The sequence below is a fragment of the Lachnoclostridium sp. An169 genome (assembly GCF_002160525.1).
Taxonomy (GTDB): Bacteria; Bacillota; Clostridia; order Lachnospirales; family Lachnospiraceae; genus Mediterraneibacter; species Mediterraneibacter cottocaccae.
This window is the reverse complement of record NZ_NFKT01000002.1, coordinates 34,277-50,547: the sequence shown is the minus strand read 5'-3', so window position 1 is coordinate 50,547 and position 16,271 is coordinate 34,277. Positions and strand designations below refer to the sequence as shown.

Here is a 16,271-nt window from a genome sequence, read left to right as displayed (position 1 = left end):
AATTCTCCTTGTTCAGGTATTCACAGAGAACTGCCGCGGATAACCGGGCAGTTCCCTGAAACATCCGGTATGTCTGACAATTATTTCAGAACCGGAAGAATCTTCTCCACATCGCTGTGCGGTCTCGGGATTACGTGTGTAGCAACAAGCTCGCCGAGTCTTCCTGCTGCCTCGGATCCTGCCTCAACTGCGGATTTCACAGCTCCGACATCTCCGCGTACCATTACTGTTACCAGTCCGGAACCGATCTTCTCTGTTCCTACCAGTACTACGTTAGCAGCTTTTAACATTGTATCTGCTGCCTCGATTGATGCTACCAGACCTCTTGTTTCCACCATTCCTAATGCTTCCTGTGCCATTTTTCTTTCCTCCTTCTGAATTGTTACTGGCTGTTCCTGTACCTGTTCTGCCTGCTGCGCCGTCTTTCTTACTCTTCTCACTGTCTTTGCCGGCGCTTTGGCGGTTGTTTTCTTCTCATCTGCCATCGGTAAACTGCCTCCTAACTAACCCTGTTTGCACTGCTGTTGATGATCTTGAGCACCTCTTCGTGAGGACTCGGGATCACAACGTGGCAGACCGGTTCCTTAATTCCATTTGCAGCGGCAGCTTCAATGGCCTGCGTAACTGCAGAGACATCGCCGCGGATAATAATCGTGACAAGTCTTCCGCCCAGTTTTTTCTCCCATGTGACAAACTGCACATCTGCAGTCTTGCACATGATATCTACGGCAACCACCGCCGCCGTCACACTCGGGATCTCAAAGAACCCATACGCTTTTCCCATGAGACTGCTCCTTTACTTTAATCTGCAGATCCGACCGATAACTAGATTGTAGGAAGAATCTTCTCTACATCGTTGTGCGGTCTCGGGATTACATGTGTAGCAACAAGCTCGCCGAGTCTTCCCGCTGCGTCTGATCCTGCCTCAACTGCTGCCTTGACAGCTCCGACATCGCCGCGTACCATTACTGTTACCAGTCCGCTTCCGATCTTCTCTGTTCCGATCAGAGTAACCTCTGCTGATTTTGTCATTGCATCTGCTGCCTCAATCGCTGCAGTAAGTCCTCTTGTCTCAATCATTCCTAATGCCTGCTGTGCCATTGCCATTTTTCTTTTCCTCCTAAATCTCTTCTATATCTTTTTCACTGACAATATGTGGTTTTCCTTTATCCAGCCCGGTAATCTTAAGCATCTTTTCCGTATCTTCCGTGGGCCTTGCGATCTCATATTCCGCCACGATCCCGGCAAGTTCGTTTGCCCTTCTCTTCGCGGCTTCCATGGCCGCTTCCACATCGGATACGCTCCCGCGGAATTTGACCATAACGATCAGGGGTACGGGCAGTTCGTCTGCATTTGCCGGTTTGTTCTTGTCGAACGTCTCAAGCCGGACATTTCCGGCCTTGCATCCGGCGTCCGCCGCGGCAAACGCTGTGGCAAGTCCGAATACTTCCAGCATTCCTACTGCTTCTCCCATAATATATCACCTGCTATTTATTTACAATAGCGATCTTGAGTCCCTTCATTGCAAGGTTTGTCTGATGAGCCTCGTTGATCTCCTCCAGCGGGAACTCGTGTGTGATCAGATCATCCATCGGAAGTCCGATCGCTTTCGCTCTCTTGAGGAAGTCAAATGTCGTCGCGTAATCTCTCAGTGTGTATACCCAGGATCCCACCAGTGTGATCTCCTTGGAACACAGGTCAAAGTGCGGATTGATCGTAGCGTCTCCGCCGTTGATGAAGAATCCCAGCTCGCACAGTCCGCCGCCGTTGCGGATGAATTTGTAGATGTTGGAATGTGCCACCGGTGATCCTGTACACTGGAATGCGAAGTCTGCAAGGTGTCCGCCGAATGCGTCTTTTACCGCACCTGCAAGGTTCTCAATCTCTTTGTACTGTGTAAAGTCTACGGATTTGTCCGCGCCCATTCTCTTCGCGAACTCAAGTCTCTGCTGGTTTCCGTCTACTGCCACGATGTTCTCGATTCCCATGGTGCGCAGCACTGCGATACAGATCAGTCCGATCGGTCCGCATCCCTGTACAACAACTCTGCTGTTGAATCTTAAGATGCCTGTCGTCTTTGCTCTCTCTACCGCGTGGACAAGAACCGCACATGGCTCGATGAGGATACGGGATTTCAGGTCAAGGTCGCTTACGTTGAATACTGTGGATCCCTCGCGGATGAAGATGTAATCCGAGAACCATCCGTTCAGATGGATGTCGTCATCCGGAAGAAGTCCGTATACGTCAGCATCGCCTACATTTTTCTTGTTCAGGTCGAACATCTCGATCTCCGGGTCATCCTTGAAGATCATGCAGGTAACGACTTTGTCTCCCACTTTCAGCGGCTTTCCTGCGCTGTCTGTCTTCACGTTCTTACCCATCTTCACGATCTCGCCGGTTCCCTCATGTCCGAGTGCTACCGGGATCAGTCCGAAGGGATCTTTTCTGAACTCATGTCCGTCTGTTCCGCAGATACCGCATCCCTCTACTTTTACGAGGATGTCTCCGTCTCCCACTTCCGGGATCGGGAACTCTTTGATGTCATAGTGCTCCAGAGCCGTCAGCATGGCAACATGTGCTGTCTTCGGAATCGCCTGGCTTGCTGCCGGCTGTGTTGTTCCCTGGGAAGGGATCTTCTTCTCCAGCATGCTTTCCAGCACCTGTTTAACAACGGCTTCTACATTAGCGGAATTCATTTCCATTTTCTTGTCTACCTCCTGTTTCTGTTTCTCTCTTCGCTATGCACAGTGCCATAAGTGCATGGCTTATCGAATACACAGGCTGTCTGTCATCACGCAGCGTCTTCTCTTGGTAAATGTGCTCGCGCTTGTAAGGCCCTCGCCTGTCCTGCTGGCAATCGTAAATGTACAGAAGCCTTCCCCGCCGAATCCCAGCGCCGCATAGGACGGGCCGTTCTTTACGAGGATCGCTGTATCGATCGCCTTTGCATATTTTGTAATATTATCCACATTCTTGGAATGGATGTGGGCGGAATGGCGGTTGCCGTGCTCCAGCCATACAGCCTGCTCCACAGCATCGTCAAAATCTTTCGCTCTCACCACACCGAGGATCGGCATCATCAGCTCTGTGGTGATCAGAGGATGCTCCTTCGGTCCCTCGAATGTAATACACCTGATGTTGTCCGGAACTGTCACGCCGATCATGCCGAGCAGCGTCTTTGCGTCCCGTCCCACACATTTCCGGTTCAGCTTGCCGTCTTTTAAGACAACCGCTGTCAGGGCGTCCTGCTCTTCCTTTGAAGCCAGGTAGCATCCCTGTTCATTTATCATGTAGCTCATCAGCTCATCCACAACGGAATCCACTGCTACAATCTCTTTCTCCGCGATGCACGGAAGGTTATTGTCAAAGGTACATCCGTTTACGATATCCTCCGCTGCCTTGCGCAGATCTGCAGTCTCATCGACCAGTGCCGGCGGATTGCCCGCTCCGGCGCCGATCCCTCTCCTTCCGGAAGAGAGGACTGCCGTAACCACTCCCGGACCTCCTGTAGCGGCGATAAGCTGAATGGCTTTGTGCTTCATCATGATGCCGCTTGTCTCCAGTGTGGGATGTTCCACCGTACATGCAATGTTATCCGGACCGCCGGCTTCCACGGAAGCCTCGTTCAGCAGATTGATCGCATAGATGGAAGTCTTGATCGCAGCCGGATGAGGATTGAATACCACGGTATTTCCTCCTGCAAACATTCCGATGGTGTTGCACAGAACCGTCTCGCTTGGGTTCGTACACGGAGTGATCGCTCCGATAACTCCGAAAGGTCCCATCTCAATCAGGGTAAGCCCCCGGTCGCCTGACCACGCCGTCGTTGTGATATCTTCCGTTCCCGGAGTCTTCTCAGCGACAAGAATGTGTTTCAGGATCTTGTGGCCGACATTTCCCATGCCGGTCTCCTGCACGCCCATGCGTGCCAGAATCTCCGCATTCTCCTTGATCTTCTTCCGGATATTGGAGATCACTTTTTCTCTGTGGTCCAGAGACATCCGCGCCACCGTCTTCTGGGCTTTCTGGGCCGCCGCAATGGCTTCGTTCATATCCTTGAACACGCCTCTGCTGCCGGTCACATCAGATGCGATCTGCATCTTCGCCAGAACTTCCTGCACAATGTCCTGAACCATCTGTTCATTTACAGACACGCTAATACCTCCTTAAAAGCTTCCTTTCCGTAAGCTGCAAGAGAAGTGTCCTCCTGGGCGGAACCGCCGCTTACGCCGAGCGCTCCGACGATCTTCCCGTCTGCCTCGAGGACCTCGCCGCCTCCGAAGATCACGATCTTCCCGCCGTTGGTGAACTGGATCCCGTAAAGGGACTGTCCCGGCTGGCTTAAGCCTGCAAGCTGTTCGGTGGACATCTTCAGGCTTGCGGATGTGAAAGCTTTATTCACTGCAATATCGAAACTTGCTATGTACGCGTCATCCATACACTGGACGGCGACCGGTCTTCCGGCCTTGTCTGCGACAGCGATCACCACCTGAATTCCCATCTGCTCCGCTTTTGCCCTGACCTTTTCAATCAGCGCATTCGCCTTGTCCAGAGTCATGGCATTCTTTCTGCATTTACAGACATGCCCTTTTTCCTGATGGCTTTCTTCCCGGCAGCTTCCTGTCCCTTTCATCTGCTCCAGCACAGCTCTCACTGCATTGGAAATGTCCTGTTCATTCATAGCAAATCCTTTCTGTCACTTCATTTGGAATCTGATCATCCTTCCGGTCAGCGCCGGGGATTACAGTCCAAGCTGCTCCATAACCTTCTTTGTGATGGAAGCCACCAGATCAGCATCCGCTGCATCTGCTGAAGAAGAGGAAGCAACTGTCTTCGCGCCGCATCCGCCGCCGCATGTGTGGCAGCTCGGTTTTCCTGCTCTTGCGTTCGGGCACAGATCTGCCGGATGTTTGCCCTTCATGCCCATCTGTCTTCTGATCTCATAGAGTCTCTCAACCTGCTCCGGGCTGAACTCCTGCGGTCCGCCGATCTGCATGGTCTGGTACAGCAGACGTGCGTAGAACTCTACAGACTCCATCTTGTGGTATGCGTTCAGAAGGCTGTCAGAGAATGTCAGCGCTCCGTGGTTCTCAAGAAGAACTGCGTCGAAATGCTCAAGATACGGCTCTACCGCATCCGGGATCTCCATGGTGGACGGTGTGCCGTATTTTGCGATCGGAACACATCCCAGGGCGATGACTGCCTCCGGCATGATCGGCTGTGTCAGCGGGATACCTGCGATGGCAAATGTTGTCGCATAAAGCGGATGCGCATGTACCACTGCCTTTACGTCCGGTCTCTTCTGATAGACGCGCATGTGCATCTTGATCTCTGAGGAAGGACGGAATCCTTTATTTGCCTGAAGAACATTTCCGTTCTCGTCTACTTTACAGATAAATTCCGGTGTCATGAATCCTTTGCTTACGCCTGTCGGTGTGCAGAGGAATTCGTGATCGTTAAGCTTTACGGAAAAGTTACCGTCGTTGGATGCAACCATTCCGCGGTTGTAAACGCGCTTTCCGATCTCACACATTTCTTTTTTGATCTCATATTCGTTTTGCATTTCTTCTCCTCCTTGGATTTCTGACAAAACATTTTGTTTTGTGTTGTTTCTGTTTGAATATTACCACACAATCCCACAATAGTCAACTTATTTCACTGTTGTTTTTTGTTTGTTTTATGCGTTTTTCCATTGACAACTTCCACAAAATCCCTCATACTGAATATAGTGTTATTCCTGCAGATACACTGCGTACTATTAATATAGAAGGAAGGTCTGTTTCATGTCCGTCAGATATGAACTGGATATTCATACTCATACAATCGCAAGCGGACACGGCTCCACCGCCACGATCACAGATATGGCGAAAGCTGCTGCCGCCCGGAACATAAAGATGCTCGGCATCTCCGACCACGGTCCCCGGACATTCGGCGGGGGCAGAGCCTCCTATTTCCGAAGCCTTGCCAATGCACAGAAGGAACGTCTGGGCGTGCGGATGCTCTATGGCGCGGAAGCGAATATTGTCGACAGGAAGGGGCGTCTGGACCTGCCGGATGAAGTTCTGTCCCGGCTGGATTTCGTCATTGCCAGCATGCACCGCCCGATTCTGAAACCGGGATCAAAAGAAGAAAATACCGAGACCTATCTGCGCGTCATGGCGAATCCGTATGTGACCGTTATCGGGCACTGCAGCGACACCCACTTTCCCGCAGATCCCTTCCGGCTGTTTTTCGAAGCCAGGAAGAGGCATATTCTGCTGGAGATCAACAACAGTTCCTTAAGCCCCGAAGGTTACCGGGGCGACACCCGTTTCGCGGATCTGGTGATCCTGAACTTAAGCGCCCACTTTCACTATCCGGTGCTCTTCTCCAGTGACAGCCACGGGACGGCGCATATAGGAGATTTTGCTTATGCGGAGGAACTTGCCGGAAGGGCGCAGATCCCGGAGGGGCTGATCCTGAACCGGTCGGCGGAAGGATTTCTGGAGTTCTTGAGAAAAGATAAATAAGAAGTTAAAGATGTATTAACTTCCGCCGCAGATGGCGGAAATCATGTATAATATTTATCACCTGCACATACAATGTGCAGGTGACATTTTTACATGCAGGTGATGATTATGAAAAAAATCAGACATTACATTGCCGGAGGCATCCTCTTTACCTGGGTAATCGGGACGCTGGCACATTTTTTCTATGACTGGAGCGGTCAGAACAGTCTTGCCGCCCTGTTTTTCCCGGTCAATGAATCTACCTGGGAACATATGAAACTTATCTTTTTCCCCCTGCTGCTGTTTACCCTTCTCACCCGGAAGAGGGCATCCGGATTTTCTCCCGTACTTCCGGCAGCACTCCTTGCCGGAAACCTGACCGGAACGCTCTGCATCCCGGTACTCTTCTACACGTATTCCGGCATTGTGGGGAAGAATATTCCCGCCGTGGACATTGCGGTATTTTTTATCAGTGTTCTCATCGCTTTCTGGACCGCCTGGAAGTTCCGCGAGTCTGATTTTCTCTACCGGCACCGCACCGGCGTATGGCTCCTGTGCGCCCTGATGGCGGTCCTGTTTTTCGTCTTTACGATTGCGCCGCCGGAGCTCGGGCTGTTCCGGGTGCCGTAAACGGCACCCGCATGGTTATTCTTTTCTTTCGGGCTCTGTCCATTCTGCATCCGCAGGCGGGCGCTCCTCGCCTGCCGTGCAGTAAATCCGGTCAATCCGAAGACCTGACTTTCTGGCAATGACCGAGAACTGATGAACCCCTTTTTCAAAGTACATATCCGTCACAAGACTCCAGAAGTATACCTGTGTCGTGCTGTAGGTAAACAGACTGCCTCCCGACAGCTGTTCCTGCAAAGGCTGCACCTCGCCGTCCAGAGCGAAGAAGCAGGAATCCGACTCCTCGTCAAAAAACCGCAGAAGAAGCCAGATATGGTAGCATCCCGGATTCTCAATCCGGATCCGGTAATGCATGCCCGGCGCCAGGAATGGTTCTTCCCAGAACATCCCCCTTTTCTTTACGTACATGGCAAAACCCGTACCTCCATTCGTCTCCGCCTGCAGATGCGTCCAGGAAATATTTCCGTGGTCAGGATCCGGCGTAAGCCATGCAAAATAGGAATTTTCCATGGCATACTCTGCCTCTATGGCAAGCCGTCCGTCCCGCTCCTGGAAGTATCCCCTGCCAAAGTAAGCGAATACGCCGCGGGGATTCTTTTTCTTTTCGGCAGTGTATTTTCTGTTTCCCAGGATCTTCTGTTCATACTGTTCGTTCTCCATATAGAGAATATCCTTTTTCCAGAAATCCCTCCCCGCATACACTACCGGGAGAAGCGGAACATTCTCTTCTCTGTACCCGTACATCTCCAGAAGGAACCGGTCCATCCCGGTCTCATCCGGCACAGGATAAAACGGCAGCCTTCTTTTTTGCTTCCCGGACCGTTCTCTCTGACCTGATATGATTCTGCAGCTCTCCTCCGGTCCCGCATCAGACTCCGTGATCTCACCGGTATAAAGCACCAGACTGGAAAACGTCACATAATTGTCTATCATAAAGATTTTGACGACATGGGGGCCTTTCTCTACAAAAGGCAGAAAAGCCCGCATCTTCTCGCCGTTGTTCATCACGCAGTTTTTCCAGTCTCCCAGCCATTCATCCCGAATCTCAGATTCCAGAATCACCGGAGGCAAATCATCGATCCCTGCAGCCAGACGGATCCGTCCCGTAGAGTTCAGAGTAAGCGCACGATGGATTTCCAGACAGCAGGGGCCGTCTGTTACGGTAAAGACAGAGTACTCAAGACGCGGGCTGCCAGCAATGTCCGGTCTTCTCTCTTCCAGCGGCTCAAGGTGCGGATTATGCGCCATCATGGCATCCCCCTGTCCTCTTCCCATATGGGGGATCTTCTCCCAACAGCAGTCTCCTGCCGGGAACTCCGCGGTAAAATCTCCCGCTGCTATGGATATGCATCCGTCTCCTTCGATAAATCCACGGAAACCGGCATCCGGCTCTCCCTTCTTCCTGCCGCGGACAGTAATCCGGTAAACCTTCCCGCCGGTATCATCCCAAATCTCCAGAATTCCTTCTTTATTTTCACCATCCCAGCTTTTTTTCGCTTCCAGATAGAGGATTTCTTCTATATTATAAGCTCCGGAATTACATGCTCCTGTTTCCCCGGACAGTTTCAGCCATTCGCTTCCCTCCGTAACAGCTGCACGGTATGAGATTTTCCCGGCGCCTTTATTGCCCAGTTCCAGAGCTTTTACATGGCTGCCCCAGAAATCAAAGGTAATCGTTCCTTCCCGGGTAAGATCTGTCTCTCCCATATACAGGGTCATCTCCGGTTTGCCCAGATATAAGGCCGGAGTGCCCGCAGGATAGAGTGCGGTGGGCGGCGGTGAGAATCTCTCCGGGGTCAGTATCCGGTCCCATTTCCCGCCTGCCATAACCTTATTGTAGTAATGGATCATCCACCTGCGGTATCCCGCAGCTTTCCGGCTGAAGCGGATATATTCATCGGCTCCCGCCATATTTCCCCTGTTATAAGAGAGCTGGCTTCTGTCGGCATAATAATACTCCAGCGCCGTAAAATAGGAAGCGTGCATTTTCATGAGGAACATCTGAAAGAAAGCATCCTTTTCCTGGTCCGGAAGGGCCGCATATATGGCATTTCCCCCGTCAAACATCTCTTTGAGACGAAGCACTCTCCTGCCTGCCTCGTTGTTCCAGGCCGTCTGAGAAAACACATGATTATCCATATGTTCCACCTTGCGCATATTGGTGGTCTGTGCATAAATATTGTAGAGTGCCGCCGCCATCTTCCCGTGCATACCGGAGAAATTTCTGTTTATCCAGTCTTCTACAAAAGCATCTGTATCTTTCGTGATACTGTCCTTTTTCCCTGCATCCCAGCCGCAGCGCAGGAAAAATTCCACATCCTGCTCCAGAGGTTTCAGTGCTCCCACATTCAGCACCCATAATTTCCGTATTCCCGATTCCCACGCCTTGCGCAGTTCATTGCCCGTATGCGCCAGAGGTATGGAATTGATAAAAAGATAGCTCATCGGCGGCGGAGCCCAGTAGGAATTATGATAATACAGTCCGTGTCCCCCGGATCTCTTACGCTCATTTTTATCGGGATAGCGCCGAATATTGCCATGGTTGTCATTTGCCCAGATCACAGTCACATCGTCGGGGACCTTCAGTCCCCGGTCGTAAAGAGACAGAACCTCTTTGTAAGGGATGAATGTCTGCATTGCCCGCTTTCCCTTTTCCTCGCCGAGCACTTCCTTTAGTATTTCCCGCTGATCAAGCATCACTTTCTCCAGAAGCTTCACCCTTGCTTCTGTTTTCTCTTCCTCTGTAAGCCCGGAATCACCGTCAATCGCAGAAGTTACAAATCCGGTATCATGGATTCCGCGCATGCCGATGGTGTAGCAGACTTCAAAATCCTTATTCTGCTCCACGCTCTCCCTCCAGTACTCCTTCAGGATCTCCCTGTTCCTTCCTTCTATGGAATAATCGTAGGACACATCTGTGTATCCTTTCTTTTCAATCCACGGCTTCCACTCGTTCTGGTTGCTGCGCAGAAGCATGTCGCAGTGGGAAGTACCCACAACAATCCCCATAGAGTCTGCCAACCGGCCGTTTTCAGGGTTCTCATTAAAATAGTTCACATGCATGGCAGGCCAGATATAGTTGCCCTTGAGCCGGAGGATCAGTTCGAAGATGCGGCCATAAGTCTCGGGACCTATCGTGTCGTCCTGTGTGTGCAGCTTCGCCCATGCGTTCAGCTCTTCCTCATCATTCAGAAAAATCCCCCTGTACTCTACAGAAGGATAATCTGACTTTAGATAACCGTCCCCGTACGCAATCTTCTCCTTTGTCTTTACCGGGACGTCCGCGAAATAATACCAGGGTGAGACTCCCTGTGCCTCCGTAAAATCATAGATGCTGTAAATGGTTCCTCTGCGGTCTGCCCCCACGAGAAAAAGGCAGTCCTCCGTCTGCTGGATGACAAACCCTTCCCGCCGGATCTGCCCCTGTCCGTCCCGGATTCCGTTCAGATTCAGTCTTCCTTGTTCTGCCATTTCGGTAATTCTGCTGCTAACCCCCAGCGTTCCCAGGCAGATCTGGCATTCTTCGTTCTCCTCTTCCCCGGACAGTACAGCTCTGCAGCCGCATATTTTCTCCAGGTCCCTGCAAAGGTCATCGGCAGCTCTCTTCACTGCCGACGATTCCCTGCAGGAAATACTTATCTTACAGATTTTTCCTTTTTCCGCAATTATTTTCATTTTATGTTTATCCTTTTAGACCTGATGTACTGATTCCTTCCGCCAGATATTTCTGGCAGAAAATAAAGATTATAACGGCAGGCAGGGTTTCACCCCAGTTCACACCCCAGTTCAGCTTCTGATACCATAGGTACTGCTTTCTACTTGCCCGCCAATAATCACAAAATCAGGGAAGGGGCTGCGCATCCGGAATTATACCCTGGCTACGCCCCCCTTCCCTGTTTGGGTTTGGATTTGTTTCTTTTCTGAAAAGAATCTGTTATCAAAAACAATTATATATAGAAAGGATTAAGCTCTCTTTGAGAGTACCTCTTTCTCATATCTCTGTACTTCTTCGAACCATGCTTCTTTCACCGGAACACCGCTGATCTCGCAGTAGTAATCCCATACATCTCCCATCGGGTATGTCTTGAGTTCTTCCTGTCTCATCATCAGCTCTGTGAACTGCATGTTGTCCTGAAGCTCTTTTAACTTCTCATTCGGGAGAAGCAGTGCGTTTAAGAGTGCTTTCTGCATGTTTCTCATGCCGACTACCCACGCGGAGATACGGTTGATACTTGCATCAAAGTAGTCTGTTGCGATGAACACTCTGTCAAGTGCGTCATTTCTGACGATCTCTTTCATGATCTCTTTTGTCTCGTCGTCGAGGAGCACTACATGGTCGCTGTCCCATCTCATCGGTCTTGTCACATGAAGAGCGATCTTGTCGTGGAACAGAAGCATGGAAGAGATCTTGTCGGATACCATCTCAGTCGGATGATAATGTCCGTTGTCCATCAGCGGGATGGTTCCTTCCTTGTTCGCCACATAGTTCATGGTGAACTCTGCGGATCCTGCCGTATATGCCTCAAGTCCGATACCGAATACCTTGGACTCTACGCACACATATACTTTTGTCTTGTCATAGTCAATGCTCAGGATCTGATCCAGGGAGTCTTTGTATCTTGCTCTCGGTCCCAGTCTGTCAGCCGGGATATCCTTGAATCCATCCGGAATCCAGATGTTCATTACACAGGGCATTCCCGTCTCTTCTGCAAAATACTGGGAGATTCTCACACATGCCTGTCCGTGGCGGATCCAGAACTGGCGGATCTCCTCATCCGGGCTTGTCAGTGTGTAGTCAGCAGCCTTCGGATGTGAGAAGAATGTGGGGTTGAAATCCAGTCCCATGCCGTGTGCTTTTGCGAACTCCACCCATTTCTTAAAGTGCTTCGGCTCCAGAGCGTCTCTGTCTGCCCACTCGCCGTCCTCGAAGATTGCATAGGATGCGTGAACATTGATCTTCTTTGTCCCCGGGATCATCTTGATTGCTTCATCCATATCAGCAAGAAGCTCTTCCGGAGTTGTAGCCTTGCCCGGATAGTTTCCTGTTGTCTGGATACCGCCGGAAAGCGCTTCCTTCTGGTCAAAGCCGATTACATCGTCTCCCTGCCAGCAGTGCATGGATACCGGAATCCCTTTGAGGATCTCCAGGGCTTTGTCTGTGTCTACTCCTGCTTTTGCGTAAATTTCTTTTGCAGATTCATATCTTTCTTTTACTGTCATCTTTCTATCCCTTCCTTTTCTTTTATTTGTATTTACTCGTAAATCGCCACGTCAAAGGACTCGCCCACGCAGGTTCTCGCCTCCGGCAGGCTTGTGAACACGCCGTCATACAGCATCTGCACGATGACATTTCCGATGGCTGTGGCCTCGGACGGACCTGCGGAAACTTTTCTTCCCGTATATTTTGCCGTCAGTTCATTTAAGTACTCTGCGTTGGAACCGCCGCCTACGACATAGATCGTATCGTATTTATTTCCGGTGATATCCTCGATCTCCTTCACCGTATCGCCGTAGCATTTTGCCAGACTGTTGTAGATCACGGAAGCGATCTCGCCTACGGTCTCCGGCACCTGCTGGTCTGTATCACGGCAGAACTTCTGTACTGCCTCGATCATGCTCTTCGGCGCGAGGAAGCAGTCATCGTTGCAGTCCACGATGGAAGAAATTGTCTCTTTGGACGCCATCTCGCAGATCTGCGCAAAAGAGAGATCCTCGGTAAATTCTTTCTTCACGGACTGGATCATCCACAGTCCCATGATATTCTTGAGGAAGCGGAAGCGGTGGTCATAACCGCCCTCATTCGTAAAGTTTGCTTTCATACTCTCCAGGGAGCAATCCGCCTCTTTCCTCTCGATTCCCATCAGCGACCATGTTCCGGAACTGATGTACACCGCGTTGTCATCGTTGGTCGGAACGGCAAGGACAGCGCTTCCCGTATCATGTGTTGCCGGAAGGACTACGGTACAGTCGAATCCGACTTCGTTTTTCACTTCTTCCGTAAAGTTTCCGACTACGGTTCCCGGCATGGAAACAGGCTGGAACATCTTCGTATTGTATCCGAGCATTTCCATCAGTTCATAGTCCCAGTCGTTCGTCTTCGGGCTGATGAGCTGTCCGGTCGTGGCGTTGGTGTACTCGTTTTTCTTCACACCGGTGAGCAGATAATGGAAATAATCCGGAATCATCAGAAATGTCTCTGCCTGCTCCAGATACTCCGGATGGGTCTCTTTCACCGCCATAAGCTGATAGATCGTATTGAAGATCTGCTTCTGGATTCCGGTTCTCTCATACAGTGCGCTCTGTGAGATGATCTCGTAAACCTTGTCGTCCATTCCGTTTGTGCGGCTGTCACGGTATCCCACAGTATCTCCCAGGATCCTGTCATCCTTGTCCAGAAGAACATAGTCCACTCCCCAGGTATCAATTCCCATGGATACCGGAATCTTTCCGATCTCTTTACATTTCTTCAGACCGTTTTTGATCTCTGTAAAGAGACGCTCCGTATCCCAGCAGAGGGTTCCGTTCCTGTCGTCCATGCCGTTCGGGAAACGGTACACTTCCTCGAGCTGAATCTTCCCGTCTTTCATGCTGGCAAGCATATGACGGCCGCTGGACGCTCCGATATCAATGGCGAGATAATATTTCTCCATCGATTTGTACCTCCTTTGTATTTTTTACACTCTGTTTACATTATAATTGGTAAAAGCGCACAAAAAAAGGACGCTGTTTGCGAAAAAAAGCGTCCTTTTTTGCAGGATCAGTCTGCCAGCTTCAGTGCCTCCGCCAGAGCCAGTATGGTCAGCGACTGGCCGTAAGCCATGGGCGCGATAAGGATGTTCTTATAGTGGTCCGCATCGTATCCCATACCGGTGCCGCCGGATACATTCAGCACGGTGCCGTCTTTGTCGATATTTTTCAGGATTGCCTGAACCGCATTCTGCGCACAGGGCAGATAGGAATCATCCAGGATTCCCATGCGGATTCCTTTCATAATACCCGCTGCAATGGCTGCAGAACCGGATACTTCCTCGTAGCTCGTGGAGTCGTCCAGAACCGTGTGCCACAGACCGCTTTTGCTCTGAAGTTCTTTGAGCTTTCTCACCTGTGCCCTGTAATTATCGATGATCAGTGTCTTCACGCCTGCATTGAGGGTCCCCTTAAACATCTCCACATAGTCCAGAATTCCCAGAGTAAACCAGCTGTTGCCCCTGCACCAGAAGACGCCTCCGAAATTATCCATCCGGTTGAAGGACCAGCCGTGATAGAACAGTCCCGTGCGCGTGCAGTAGAGATATTTGATGTGCATAAGCACCTGATGGATGGACTCGTCGATCCACTCCTGTCTCTGATATTTCTGTCCCATTTTATTCAGGAAGAGCACAGTCATGAACAGAGTATCGATCCACATTTCGCTCTCGTTGAGCCGCACCCCCTGACGGTCGCCGTTGGCGCTTGTGACATGCTGGAAGCCGCCCTCTTTTGTGCGGGGAATGCAGTTCATCAGCCAGTCCGCCCAGTCCAGGCAGAGGTCCTCGAATTCTTTGTCGTTGTACCACTCATTTAATTCCACCAGAGTGAGAAGGGGCGTGGTGGTATTGATATTTCTCGACGGCAGCCCGTCGGCAATGTTTCCCTTAAACCAGTTGTATAGGAACTCTTTGTAGTCCTCATTTCCCTGGTACTTCATGATTTTTAACAGCCCGTACAGCCCCACGCCCTGCGGCCAGTCCCACTCCGCAATGCCGAAATCCCGGCGGAAGAACCCGACAGCCTCTCCGCCTTCTTTGAGCTCCTCCTCGTTTTCCGGTCCTCCCAGATTCATCAGCTTGTCAATCACAAGCGCAAGTTTCTGTTCGATCTGTTCTTTTTTCATGTTTTTCATCCTCTTTCACCTGTACTTTTGTTGCTTTTCACACCCTCGCCAGATTCCAGGTTGTACTGCTCCATGTTGTCACGAAGGCCCGTAGTGGAACGCCGGCCCTTGGGCTGCGTCTTTTGCAGCCTTAGTGCCGCTGCGTTCCACTCCCGAGCGAAAGCGTGGCCGCCGGGGCAATATGGGGCAGTACAACCGGATGACTGGCAGACGTATGAAAAATAACGTACAATCCTTTCATTTGCCTGATTTTGTAGATTTTTTTCTTTTTCTTCTCTATAATGGGAATGACACATTATCATCCCGGAAAGGAGCCTTTTTATGGATCAGACCATTTATTACTTTTCAGGAGGCGGCATCGCCCTGGAACACATGAAACGCCCGCCCGGCTTCAACATGAGTTCCAAGCATTTCCACAATGAATATGAGATCTATCTGCTCCTTGAAGGGGAACGGATTTTCTTCTTCAACAACCGTTCCTATCTGATCAAAAAGGGGAGCCTGATTCTTGTGGACAGCAACCAGATCCATATGACCCATTCGGTTCCCGGAGACCAGACCGGCTATGAACGGATCATCCTCTATCTGGAAAAGGCAAAGACTGAAGAATTTGACCGGATTTTTCCCCGGCTGAATCTCGCCTCTTTTTTCAGAGAGCACTACGGAGTCTATGAACTCACCGGCAGCCAGCAGGAAGATTTTCTCGCCATGTACCGCGCTCTGAGGCGCGAGTCTGATCAGAAGAGCAGAAACTACGGGATCATGATGGACACGGAGATTATCCGCTACTTTGTGGGCTTCATGCGCGAAAGGCGCAGTGAAACACCCGTCCGTATGGAAGCGTCCCCTTCCGGCAGCGGAAGGTACCGGACCATCTATGCGATTGCAGATTATTTAAGTGAACATTATACAGAAAACATTTCCCTTGACCGGCTGGCAGGTGAATTCTTCCTGAGCAGATACTACTTAAGCCGCTCCTTCAAGGAAGTCACCGGTTACGGCATCAACGAATATGTCAATATATTGAGAACAAAGAAGGCGCGGCAGCTCCTTGAGGAGACTTCCCTGAGCGTTTCCGAGATCGCATCGGAAGTCGGTTACGAGAGTATTACTTATTTTGAAAAAGTATTTAAAACCTACCTCTCTGTCTCCCCGCTGAAGTACCGCAGAACCCTGTCCGGACTCACCCGCCCGCAGTCCCGCTGATTTCAGGCTCTTTACAGCACTGATCTTAGCACAGGCGGGAGGCGGGTTCTCATACTATCTTGCCCGGGGAAGAAGTT

The 16,271-nt window shown here is 50.8% G+C and carries 15 protein-coding genes; 3 read left to right on the top strand and 12 right to left on the bottom strand.

Annotation, left to right across the window (positions count from 1 at the left end):
- Positions 1 to 80: 80 nt before the first annotated feature.
- The 8 genes from B5F07_RS01815 to B5F07_RS01780 form a co-directional block, all read right to left on the bottom strand.
- Positions 81 to 359: a BMC domain-containing protein gene (locus B5F07_RS01815; protein WP_140397973.1), complete on the bottom strand. Its 279-nt coding sequence runs from the start codon at positions 357 to 359 to the stop codon at positions 81 to 83.
- A gap of 140 nt (positions 360 to 499) precedes the next feature.
- Positions 500 to 784: a BMC domain-containing protein gene (locus tag B5F07_RS01810; RefSeq protein WP_087159580.1), complete on the bottom strand. Its 285-nt coding sequence runs from the start codon at positions 782 to 784 to the stop codon at positions 500 to 502.
- Between the two features lie 41 nt (positions 785 to 825).
- Positions 826 to 1,101, bottom strand: coding sequence for a BMC domain-containing protein (locus B5F07_RS01805; protein WP_191403718.1), 276 nt, complete (start codon positions 1,099 to 1,101; stop codon positions 826 to 828).
- A gap of 19 nt (positions 1,102 to 1,120) precedes the next feature.
- Positions 1,121 to 1,474, bottom strand: a complete 354-nt coding sequence (locus tag B5F07_RS01800; protein ID WP_087159578.1) for a BMC domain-containing protein — start codon at positions 1,472 to 1,474, stop codon at positions 1,121 to 1,123.
- 13 nt (positions 1,475 to 1,487) lie between these two features.
- Complete coding sequence (locus tag B5F07_RS01795) at positions 1,488 to 2,702, bottom strand: zinc-dependent alcohol dehydrogenase (RefSeq protein ID WP_087159577.1); 1,215 nt, start codon at positions 2,700 to 2,702, stop codon at positions 1,488 to 1,490.
- A 63-nt stretch (positions 2,703 to 2,765) separates the two neighbouring features.
- Positions 2,766 to 4,154: an aldehyde dehydrogenase family protein gene (locus tag B5F07_RS01790; RefSeq protein ID WP_087159576.1), complete on the bottom strand. Its 1,389-nt coding sequence runs from the start codon at positions 4,152 to 4,154 to the stop codon at positions 2,766 to 2,768.
- Entirely contained in the window at positions 4,145 to 4,681 is a 537-nt protein-coding gene (locus B5F07_RS01785; protein WP_087159575.1) for a GlcG/HbpS family heme-binding protein, read from the bottom strand. The genes B5F07_RS01790 and B5F07_RS01785 overlap by 10 nt, the downstream gene beginning before the upstream one ends.
- Before the next feature lie 60 nt (positions 4,682 to 4,741).
- Positions 4,742 to 5,563, bottom strand: a complete 822-nt coding sequence (locus B5F07_RS01780) for a class II aldolase/adducin family protein (protein WP_087159574.1) — start codon at positions 5,561 to 5,563, stop codon at positions 4,742 to 4,744.
- 220 nt (positions 5,564 to 5,783) lie between these two features.
- Between B5F07_RS01780 and B5F07_RS01775 the strand changes: the two genes are divergently transcribed.
- The gene (locus tag B5F07_RS01775; RefSeq protein WP_087159573.1) at positions 5,784 to 6,509 is read left to right on the top strand and encodes a phosphatase; all 726 of its coding nucleotides are present in this window, start codon (positions 5,784 to 5,786) and stop codon (positions 6,507 to 6,509) included.
- A 93-nt stretch (positions 6,510 to 6,602) separates the two neighbouring features.
- Positions 6,603 to 7,118, top strand: coding sequence for a DUF6512 family protein (locus tag B5F07_RS01770; RefSeq protein WP_087159572.1), 516 nt, complete (start codon positions 6,603 to 6,605; stop codon positions 7,116 to 7,118).
- Between the two features lie 15 nt (positions 7,119 to 7,133).
- On the opposite strand, the gene B5F07_RS01765 is transcribed toward B5F07_RS01770, so the two are convergent.
- The 4 genes from B5F07_RS01765 to B5F07_RS01750 all read right to left on the bottom strand — a co-directional run bounded on the left by B5F07_RS01765 (position 7,134) and on the right by B5F07_RS01750 (position 14,997).
- Positions 7,134 to 10,790 (bottom strand): glycosyl hydrolase 115 family protein, encoded by a 3,657-nt coding sequence (locus B5F07_RS01765; protein ID WP_087159571.1) that lies wholly within the window; start codon positions 10,788 to 10,790, stop codon positions 7,134 to 7,136.
- Positions 10,791 to 11,078: 288 nt separating this feature from the next.
- Positions 11,079 to 12,335, bottom strand: coding sequence for an L-rhamnose isomerase (locus B5F07_RS01760; protein WP_087159570.1), 1,257 nt, complete (start codon positions 12,333 to 12,335; stop codon positions 11,079 to 11,081).
- 32 nt (positions 12,336 to 12,367) lie between these two features.
- Positions 12,368 to 13,765 (bottom strand): rhamnulokinase, encoded by a 1,398-nt coding sequence (rhaB, locus tag B5F07_RS01755; protein WP_087159569.1) that lies wholly within the window; start codon positions 13,763 to 13,765, stop codon positions 12,368 to 12,370.
- Between the two features lie 107 nt (positions 13,766 to 13,872).
- Positions 13,873 to 14,997 carry a glycoside hydrolase family 88/105 protein gene (locus B5F07_RS01750; RefSeq protein WP_087159568.1) on the bottom strand — a complete coding sequence of 375 codons (1,125 nt, stop codon included), beginning with the start codon at positions 14,995 to 14,997 and terminating at the stop codon, positions 13,873 to 13,875.
- 312 nt (positions 14,998 to 15,309) lie between these two features.
- Between B5F07_RS01750 and B5F07_RS01745 the strand changes: the two genes are divergently transcribed.
- Positions 15,310 to 16,194 (top strand): AraC family transcriptional regulator, encoded by an 885-nt coding sequence (locus tag B5F07_RS01745; protein WP_087159567.1) that lies wholly within the window; start codon positions 15,310 to 15,312, stop codon positions 16,192 to 16,194.
- Positions 16,195 to 16,271: the final 77 nt, after the last annotated feature.

Excerpts from the sequence above, each read along its gene's own strand:
- B5F07_RS01815 (WP_140397973.1), bottom strand. The coding sequence starts at position 359 with ATGGCACAGGAAGCATTAGGAATGGTGGAAACAAGAGGTCTGGTAGCA.
- B5F07_RS01810 (WP_087159580.1), bottom strand. The coding sequence starts at position 784 with ATGGGAAAAGCGTATGGGTTCTTTGAGATCCCGAGTGTGACGGCGGCG.
- B5F07_RS01805 (WP_191403718.1), bottom strand. The coding sequence starts at position 1,101 with ATGGCACAGCAGGCATTAGGAATGATTGAGACAAGAGGACTTACTGCA.
- B5F07_RS01800 (WP_087159578.1), bottom strand. The coding sequence starts at position 1,474 with ATGGGAGAAGCAGTAGGAATGCTGGAAGTATTCGGACTTGCCACAGCG.
- B5F07_RS01795 (WP_087159577.1), bottom strand. The coding sequence starts at position 2,702 with ATGGAAATGAATTCCGCTAATGTAGAAGCCGTTGTTAAACAGGTGCTG.
- B5F07_RS01785 (WP_087159575.1), bottom strand. The coding sequence starts at position 4,681 with ATGAATGAACAGGACATTTCCAATGCAGTGAGAGCTGTGCTGGAGCAG.
- B5F07_RS01780 (WP_087159574.1), bottom strand. The coding sequence starts at position 5,563 with ATGCAAAACGAATATGAGATCAAAAAAGAAATGTGTGAGATCGGAAAG.
- B5F07_RS01775 (WP_087159573.1), top strand. The coding sequence starts at position 5,784 with ATGTCCGTCAGATATGAACTGGATATTCATACTCATACAATCGCAAGC.
- B5F07_RS01770 (WP_087159572.1), top strand. The coding sequence starts at position 6,603 with ATGCAGGTGATGATTATGAAAAAAATCAGACATTACATTGCCGGAGGC.
- B5F07_RS01765 (WP_087159571.1), bottom strand. The coding sequence starts at position 10,790 with ATGAAAATAATTGCGGAAAAAGGAAAAATCTGTAAGATAAGTATTTCC.
- B5F07_RS01760 (WP_087159570.1), bottom strand. The coding sequence starts at position 12,335 with ATGACAGTAAAAGAAAGATATGAATCTGCAAAAGAAATTTACGCAAAA.
- rhaB (WP_087159569.1), bottom strand. The coding sequence starts at position 13,765 with ATGGAGAAATATTATCTCGCCATTGATATCGGAGCGTCCAGCGGCCGT.
- B5F07_RS01750 (WP_087159568.1), bottom strand. The coding sequence starts at position 14,997 with ATGAAAAACATGAAAAAAGAACAGATCGAACAGAAACTTGCGCTTGTG.
- B5F07_RS01745 (WP_087159567.1), top strand. The coding sequence starts at position 15,310 with ATGGATCAGACCATTTATTACTTTTCAGGAGGCGGCATCGCCCTGGAA.